Source organism: Streptomyces apricus (genome assembly GCF_008369065.1).
GTDB classification, from domain to species: Bacteria; Actinomycetota; Actinomycetes; order Streptomycetales; family Streptomycetaceae; genus Streptomyces; species Streptomyces apricus.
In genome coordinates this window covers 58,539-66,526 of record NZ_VDFC01000058.1, presented here as the reverse complement: position 1 = coordinate 66,526, position 7,988 = coordinate 58,539, and the positions used below count along the sequence as shown (strand labels likewise).

Annotated in this window: 4 protein-coding genes; 1 reads left to right on the top strand and 3 read right to left on the bottom strand. The window is 74.7% G+C overall.

What is annotated here, in order from left to right:
* Nucleotides 1–210: 210 nt before the first annotated feature.
* Complete coding sequence (locus FGF04_RS31920) at nucleotides 211–795, top strand: TetR/AcrR family transcriptional regulator (protein WP_149514855.1); 585 nt, start codon at nucleotides 211–213, stop codon at nucleotides 793–795.
* A 21-nt stretch (nucleotides 796–816) separates the two neighbouring features.
* On the opposite strand, the gene FGF04_RS31915 is transcribed toward FGF04_RS31920, so the two are convergent.
* The 3 genes from FGF04_RS31915 to FGF04_RS31905 all read right to left on the bottom strand — a co-directional run bounded on the left by FGF04_RS31915 (nucleotide 817) and on the right by FGF04_RS31905 (nucleotide 7,846).
* The gene (locus FGF04_RS31915) at nucleotides 817–3,537 is read right to left on the bottom strand and encodes an MGH1-like glycoside hydrolase domain-containing protein (protein ID WP_149514854.1); all 2,721 of its coding nucleotides are present in this window, start codon (nucleotides 3,535–3,537) and stop codon (nucleotides 817–819) included.
* 79 nt (nucleotides 3,538–3,616) lie between these two features.
* Nucleotides 3,617–4,813 carry a cytochrome P450 gene (locus FGF04_RS31910; protein WP_149514965.1) on the bottom strand — a complete coding sequence of 399 codons (1,197 nt, stop codon included), beginning with the start codon at nucleotides 4,811–4,813 and terminating at the stop codon, nucleotides 3,617–3,619.
* 57 nt (nucleotides 4,814–4,870) lie between these two features.
* A complete protein-coding gene (locus tag FGF04_RS31905; RefSeq protein ID WP_149514964.1) occupies nucleotides 4,871–7,846 on the bottom strand; it encodes an AAA family ATPase in 2,976 nt (991 codons plus the stop codon).
* Nucleotides 7,847–7,988 lie beyond the last annotated feature (142 nt).

Genomic DNA, 7,988 nt, shown 5'->3' with positions numbered 1-7,988 from the left:
GAGGAAGACGGCGCCGTGCGTAGCGGCGGCGGCCCGGAAGCGTGCAGGATGCAGGCAGGGCGGGCCGCTGCCTGCGGGCACGGCTGTCCGCGCGGGACGTCAGCCGGTAAGGTGCACCTAACCGGACAACTGTCCGCTCCCCGAAAAACGTAGTGGACACCTGTCCGCTTAGCAAGGACGTTATTCGGCCACACCCCACGAGGAGGACGAGTGCAGCAGAAGAAGGACGCACCGCTGCGCTCCGACGCGCAGCGCAACCGCGAGCGCATCCTGGAGGTGGCGGTGGCCGAACTGACCCGCTGCCCGGACGCCCCGCTCAGCGTGATCGCCAAGAAGGCGGGGGTCGGGCAGGGCACGTTCTACCGCAACTTCCCCAACCGCGAGGCGCTCGTCCTGGAGATCTACCGTCACGAGATGCAGCAGGTCGCCGACGCCGCGGCCGAGCTCCTCTGCACCCACGAGCCCGACCGGGCCCTGCGCGCGTGGATGGACCACCTCGCCCGGTTCGCCATGACCAAGGCGGGCCTGGCGGACGCGATCCGGCAGGCCACCAGCGCGCCGGGCGGCCCCGCCAAGCCCGGCCACACCCCGGTGACGTCCGCGGCGGAACTGCTGCTGCGGGCCAACGAGGAGGCGGGCACCATCCGGCCGGGGCTGACCGGGGACGACTTCCTCCTCGCCATCGCCGGCCTGTGGCAGCTCGACCCCCACGGGGACTGGCAGGGGCGCGCGGACCGCCTCCTGGACCTCGTCATGGACGGCCTGCGCGCGGGGGCTCCCGGTCCCGGCCGCTGAGGGCCGGGACCGGCGGCGCCGTCAGGACAGGGGCTCCTCCCGCAGGGCGCCCCAGTCGTCGGCGCCGACCAGGTGGAAGAGGGTCGCGGTGACGGCGGCGAGGCCGGTCCAGCCGGTCTGGTGGGAGGCACCGAGCCCCGCGCCGTTGTCGCCGTGGAAGTACTCGTAGAACAGCAGCAGGTCCTTCCAGTGCGGGTCCTTGGCGAACTTCGCCTGGGCCCCGTGCACCGGGCGGTGCCCGTCGGGGCCGCGCAGGAACGTCGCGGTGAGCCGGTCGGAGAGCTCGTGGGCGACCTCGTAGAGGTTCATCCGGCGGCCCGAGCCGGTCGGGCACTCCACGGTGAAGCCCTCGCCGTGGTAGGCGTGCAGGTTCAGCAGGGCGCGGATCAGCAGGATGTTGACCGGGAACCACACCGGGCCGCGCCAGTTGGAGTTGCCGCCGAACATGCCCGAGTCCGACTCGGCGGGCAGGTAGCCGACGCCGTACGTCTGCCCCCGCACCTGGAAGGTGTACGGGTGCGCGGCGTGGTGGCGGGAGAGCGAGCGGATGCCGTACGGGCCGAGGAACTCCTCCTCGTCGAGCAGCCGGGCCAGGACGCGCCGCAGCCGGTCCTCGCCGAACAGGGCGAACAGGTGCCGGCCGCGCACCCCGGGACCCGCGGTGTTCGAGGACACGACGGCCTGCACGGCGGGGTGGCGGTCGATGAACTCCCGGGCTCCTTCGATCAGTTCGGGGAAGCGCACGTCGGTCCAGCCGCCGACCACACTGGTGGCGGCGAGCGGGATCAGCCCGACCAGGGAGCGCACCTTGAGCCGGACCGCCTCGCCGTCGGGCAGCCGCAGGACGTCGTAGAAGAAGCCGTCCTCCTCGTCCCAGAGGCTCTCGTTGTCCTTGCCGACGCGGTTGGTGGCGACCGCGATCCACGCGAAGTGCTCGAACAGCGCCTGCGCCTGCTCCACGTACACCGGGTTGTCGGCGGCCAGTTCGATGGCGATCTCCAGGAGGTTCTGGCAGTAGAGCGCCATCCAGGCGGTGCCGTCCGCCTGGTCGAGGTGCCCGCCCGTCGGCAGGGGCGCGCTGCGGTCGAAGACGCCGATGTTGTCCAGGCCCAGGAAGCCGCCCTGGAAGACGTTGTTGCCGTCGACGTCCTTGCGGTTGACCCACCAGGTGAAGTTCTTCATCAGCTTCTGGAAGGCGTTCTCCAGGAAGGCGCGGTCGCCGTGCCCGGTGCGGTGCTTCTCCAGCTCGTAGACGAAGAGCGTCGCCCAGGCGTGCACCGGCGGGTTGACGTCGCCGAAGTTCCACTCATAGGCGGGGATCTGGCCGTTGGGGTGCAGGTAGAGGCGGCGCAGCAGCAGGTCGAGCTGGCCCTTGGCGAACCCGATGTCGACCATGGCCAGCGCGAGGGTGTGGAAGGCCAGGTCCCAGGCGGCGAACCAGGGGTACTCCCAGGTGTCCGGCATCGACATGATCTCGTCGTTGACCATGTGGTACCAGGCGCTGTTGCGGATGCGGGGGTCGGCGCCGAGCGGGTCGACGCCGTGCTCGGCCAGCCAGCGCTCCACGTCCAGGTGGTAGTACTGCTTGCTCCACAGCATCCCGGCCAGTGCCTGCCGCACCAGCCGGCGCTCGTCCTCGCCCATCCCGTCGGGCGCGATCCCTTCGTAGAAGGCGTCGGCCTCCGCCCGGCGCGCGTCCATCACCGGCCCGAACTCCGCCCAGGGGTCGGCGAGCTCGCCGTCGGTCAGCCGCAGCCGCAGGCGTACGCTCCCGCCGCCGGGCACGGTGAGCACGCTGTGCAGGGCCGCCTTGGTGCCGGTCCCGGCGGGGTCGACGGCCGACGTGTCCCCGTGGACGACGTACCGGCCGATGCCGTCCTTGACGTACGGGGAGGAGTTCGGGGTGCCGAAGATCCGCTCGTCGTTCGTCTCGTTGCCGGTGAACAGCGCGGGCGCGTCCGCGTCGCAGTACAGCCGGCGGGTGCCCAGCTCCTCGTGCTCGGCGAGGATCCCGCCGGGCATCCGCCGCAGCTCCGGTACGGCCGTGCCGCCGGCCCACGACCAGGTGTGCCGGAACCAGAGGGTCGGCAGCAGGTGGAGCGCGGCCTCCTGCGGGCCGCGGTTGTGCGCGGTGATCTCCACCAGCAGGTCCTCGGGACCGGCCTTCGCGTACTCGACGAACACGTCGAAGTAACGGTCCGCGTCGAAGACGCCGGTGTCCAGCAGCTCGTACTCGAAGTCGCGCCGGCCCCGGGCCCCGTTGGTGGCGACCAGGTCGCCGTAGGGGAACTCGTCCTGCGGGTACTTGTAGAGGAACTTCATGTACGAGTGGGTGGGCGTGTTGTCGAGGTAGAAGTAGTACTCCTTGACGTCCTCGCCGTGGTTGCCCTCGCTGTTGGTCAGGCCGAACATCCGCTCCTTGAGGATCGGGTCACGGCCGTTCCACAGGGCCAGGGCGAAGCAGAGCCGCTGCTTCTCGTCGCTGACACCGGCGATGCCGTCCTCGCCCCAGCGGTACGCGCGCGAGCGCGCCTGGTCGTGGGTGAAGTGCGACCAGGCCTCGCCGTCGGGGCTGTAGTCCTCCCGGACCGTCCCCCACTGGCGTTCGCTCAGGTACGGCCCCCAGCGCCGCCAGGGCGCCGTGCCCTCGTCGGCCTCGGCCAGCCGCCGCCGCTCGGCGTCCGGAGCGCCACCGGCGCCGTCGCCGCCGCTGCCACTGCCACTGCCACTGTTCGTCGTCATCGCCCGTCCTCCCCAGCCGTGCGGAACGTACGACCAGACTCGGACGATTCGCACCAGACCGCAATGAGCCGGACGGAGATCAACCGGGCGGCGCCGCCCGGTGCCCGGAGCGGTCCCACCGGACGTGCAGGGCCGGGGGTTTGCGGAAGACCAGGCCGTGCGCGGCGGCGGGGCGGTCCGGGTCCAGGCGCAGGGCGGGGAGGCGTTCGAGCAGGTGCCGCAGGGCGATGCGGGCCTCAAGGCGGGCCAGGTGCGCGGCGAGGCAGTAGTGCGGGCCGTGCGCGAACGCCAGCTGCAGACGCGCGTTGGCGCGGCGGACGTCGAACCGGTCGGGGTCCGGGAAGACGTCCGGGTCGCGGTTGGCGCCGCTCAGGGAGACGGTGACCAGGTCGCCCCGGCGGATCGCGGCCGGGCCGAGGACGGTGTCCCGGGTGGCGTAGCGGTCCACGACCGCCGCGCCGGGTTCCAGCCGCAGCGACTCCTCGATCGCGCCGTCCAGCAGGTCCGGATCGGCCTGCACGAGGGCCAGTTGGCCGGGGTCGCCCAGCAGGTGCAGCAGCGCGTTGGTGATCATGCCCTCGGTGGTCTCGATGCCGCCGAACATCAGGATCGCGGCGTTGGAGGCCACCTCGGGCACGCTCAGCCGCCCGGCGGCGGAGCCGAGGAGCGAGGAGGCGTCCCGGTCGGCGACGGTGGCCTCCACCGCCGCCCGCAGCTCGGCGTACGCGGCGGTCCCCGCGGGCCCCGCCGCGTGTCCGGCGGTGATGTCCGAGACCGACGCCACGATGGAGTCGTACCAGGAGAGCACCGTGGCCGTGCTCGTGCCGGCCAGGCCGAGCGCCTCGGTGACGACGGCGACCGCGAGCGGCCCGGCGAACGCGCGCCGCAGGTCGGCGGCGCCGGCCGGTGCCAGGTCGGTCAGGAGGCGGTCGGTCTCCTTCTCGATGAAGGCCGCGAAGCCCTCGTGCACGGCCCGGGGCCGGAAGGGGGCGGTGAAGGGCTCGCGGTGGCGGGCGTGCGCCGCGCCGTCCAGGGACAGCATGCTCGGGCCGACGACCTGCGCGGTGGAGAAGCGGGGGTCGTCGYCCGTGAAGGCCTCGTCGTCCCGCATCACGCTCAGTGCGAGGTCGCGGCGGGTCACCAGCCAGCCGCCCAGCTCGGGCAGCCAGGAGACGGGCTCGTGCGCGCGCAGCAGCGCCAGGCGCGCGTGGGGGTCCCGGGTGAGTTCGGCGAGCGTGGTCGCCGCGCCGAGCGGGAAGGAGCCGGCGGCGCTCATCGCGCGGGCCGGGCGGGGGAAGGGCAACCGGTCACGGCACAGGCTAACCCGGCCGCCTCAGGAGCCGTCCGGGCCGTCCCTGAGACCGACCGGGTGGTGCGGGGTGAGGACGGCCGTGACGACCTCGGTGCGGGAGCGCAGCCCGGTGCGGGTGAACAGCCGGGTGAGGCGGTTGGCGACCGCGTCCTCGCTGAGCCGCAGCACCGCGGCCACCTGGCGGTTGGTGAGCCCTTCGGCGATCAGCGTCGCGAGCAGGCGCTCGTTCTCCACGGTGGCTTGCCGGCGCCCCGGCACCGCGGTGCCGGCCTCCCGCATCGCGGCCCGGGTGCGGAAGCGCGACAGCGCGGCGCCGGCCGTCCCGAACAGCTCGTACGCCTCGTGCAGCAGCCCGGGCGGGCCCGCGCCCGCACCGGCGGCGGCGACCAGGGTCACCGCCGTCTCGAACGGCTGGCGGCGCGCGCGGGCCAGCTCCACCGCCTCCCGCAGCCTCCGGTGCGCGGTGGCGGGGTCGTCCGGCCGCAGCACCCGCGCCGACGCCAGCAGGTACGTCAGCCGTGTCCTGCCCCCGTCCGGCAGTCCTGCGAGCCGCTCCAGCCGGCCGAGGCAGGCCGCCGCCTCCCCGGGGCGCCCCTCCTCCGCGTGCACCTCGGCCAGCGAGGCCCACAGTTCGCCGGTGCCGGCGACGTGTCCCCGGGCGTCGGCCGCGTCCAGGCCGCGGCGCAGCGCCCCGGCGGCGCCCGCCGGGTCGCCCAGGGCCCGCAGCACGTCGGCCTCGACGGCGTCCAGCGCGTACTCCAGCGGGCCTCCGGGGCGGCCCCGCGCGGCGTCGAGGAGACGGCGGGCGCTCGTGGGGCGGCCCCGGGCCAGCAGGACGGCCGCGGTCCGCGCGGGAACGAGGTGGGCGGCCGCCGTGGGCGTGGCGGTCCGGTCGTTCGCCAGCATCCAGCGGGCCGGCTCCAGTGCCTCGTCCCACCTGCCGCGCAGGTGGTGCCAGAGGAACAGGCTGTGCGGGGCGAGCACGTCGGCGGTCAGGCCCCGCTCGGCCAGCAGGGCCTCCGCCGCGCGCAGGTCCCGGCCGCTGAGCAGTTCGTCGACCATGGTGGTCGCCAGCGCGTGGACGTGGCCGGGATCGAGGTACGGCGCCTCCGGGAGGGCTAGCGCGGCCCGGAAGCGCTCCGGCCGGCCCAGCGCCAGCTCCGCGACGGCCCGGAAGTAGGCGGGCTTCGCCCGGGTACGGGCTTCGGCGCCCCACACCGGCTCGGTCCGCGACAGCAGGTCCAGTACCTCGTGCCACCTCTCCAGCCGGCCCAGGGCGAGCGCCCGGCCGGTCACCGCGACCAGGTCGGGCAGCGGCAGCTGCGCCCACCACCGCTCCGTGGTCAGCCGGGACAGCGCCCGCCGGTCCAGGTCGTCGGCCGTCGCCGCCGTGAAGAGGACGGCGACGTCCTGCAGGGACAACGGGTCCAGGACGTCCGCCAGGTCGCGCAGGACCGACTCCGCGATGGTCCGCGCGGTCCGGTGGTCCCCCGCGTTGTAGGCGGCCTTGGCGTACCGGTGCAGGGCCGTCACACGGTCGGCGGGCCGCTCGACGAGGTGGCAGACCGCCCGGCACCACCGGAGCACCCCCCGGCCCTCGGGGTCCGGGTGCAGCCGCCGCGCCGCGGCCGTCAGTTCGGCGACCGCGCGGTCGCGGTCGACGAGGGAGCCGGCCTCCGCGACCCGGTCCGCCAGGTGGGCCACCGCGTCCGGCTCGTCGAGCAGGTCCACCACCGGCGGCCCCTCCCCGTACGTGCCGCCCGCCGCGTCCCGGGCCGCCCACAGGGCCTCGGCCGCGGTGGCGGACAGCCGGCCGCGCTCCAGGGGCCCGAGCCGCTCCCGCACGGCGTGCGCTACGAGGGGGAGACGGTTGCGCCCGCCCGGTCCGTCCGGTTCCGGTCCGTCCGGTTCCGGTCCGTCCGGTCCCGGTCTGTGCGTTCCGTGCGGTCCGTGCGGTCCGTGCGACCTCGGTCTGCCCGGTTCGCCCGGGGTGGGAGCGGGTCCGGGCAGGTGCTCGACGATCTCCGCCGCGACCAGGTCCCGGAGTCCGTCGCCGACGGCGCCGGCGGACAGCCCGGTCGCGGCCGCGATCAGTTCCGCGGTACGTCCGCCGAGCGGCCACAGGATGCTCAGCGCCCCGGCCACCGTGCGGCACGGCTCGCCCAGCGCCTCCAGCGCCGTCACGAACCGGTCGTCGTCCGGCAGGACCGGCGCCGGGGTCCGCGCGCCGACGAAGGCGTGGCCGTCGGCCACCCTGACCGCTCCGTCCCGCATCCAGCCGGTGAGCAGCGCGTCCACCGCCCCGGGGACGCCGAGGGTCAGCTCCCGTACGCGCCGGGCGAGACCCGTGTCCGGCGTGGCGCGCAACCGCCGGGCCACCATCGCGGTGGTCGCGTCCGGTCCGAGGGCGGGCAGGACGATCGTGTGGGCGTCCTGCAGGCCCGGCCCGCCGCCGCGTCCCACTGCGGTGGCCAACAGGCTTACGCCAGGAGGCAGTCGGGGGAAGTCGGTCTCCTGGAGCAGGGCGAGGGACTCGGCGTCGGCGTGCTGGAGGTCGTCCAGCACCACGACCACGGGCACCGCTCCCCCGGCCTGCGCCAGAGCGGCGCGCAGCAGTCCCGCCATCGCCGCTCCGTCGTGCTGCTCGGCGGCCCGTACCGCCTCGGTGACGGTCCTGGCCTGCCGCCGGTGCTCGGTCAGCGCCATGACCAGCCGCAGCGCGAGCAGCAGCGGCCGGGTGTCGTCGCCCGGCACGCAGTCCAGTGCGAGCACGGTCGCCCCGGCGGCCCGCAGCCGTTCGGCGACGGCGTGCGCGAACGCGGTGCGCCCCACGCCCCGTTCACCGCGTACGAGCACGAGACGCGGCCCGTCCGGATCGCTCAGGCGGCGGTGGGCCTCGTCCGACTCCCGCTCACGGCCGACCGGTCGGGTGTCGGCGTGGTCCGGGCCCACGGCCACACCCCCGTGGAGCGAGGGTGATCCGGGCGGGACGGTCATGTCCACCGTGCTCTCTTCGACTCGTGCGCCGGGCGGGCGACGGCGCACCGCGCACCGGGGCGCCGTCGGCCGACCCTGTGTTCGAACCTTCGACCGGCGACCGTCATTATGGTCGACGGCCTGCGGCCGTTCCCTCACGGCC

What these genes read in the sequence shown, in the direction of transcription:
- FGF04_RS31905 (WP_149514964.1), bottom strand. Translation starts at nt 7,846, where the DNA reads ATGACCGTCCCGCCCGGATCACCCTCGCTCCACGGGGGTGTGGCCGTG.
- FGF04_RS31915 (WP_149514854.1), bottom strand. Translation starts at nt 3,537, where the DNA reads ATGACGACGAACAGTGGCAGTGGCAGTGGCAGCGGCGGCGACGGCGCC.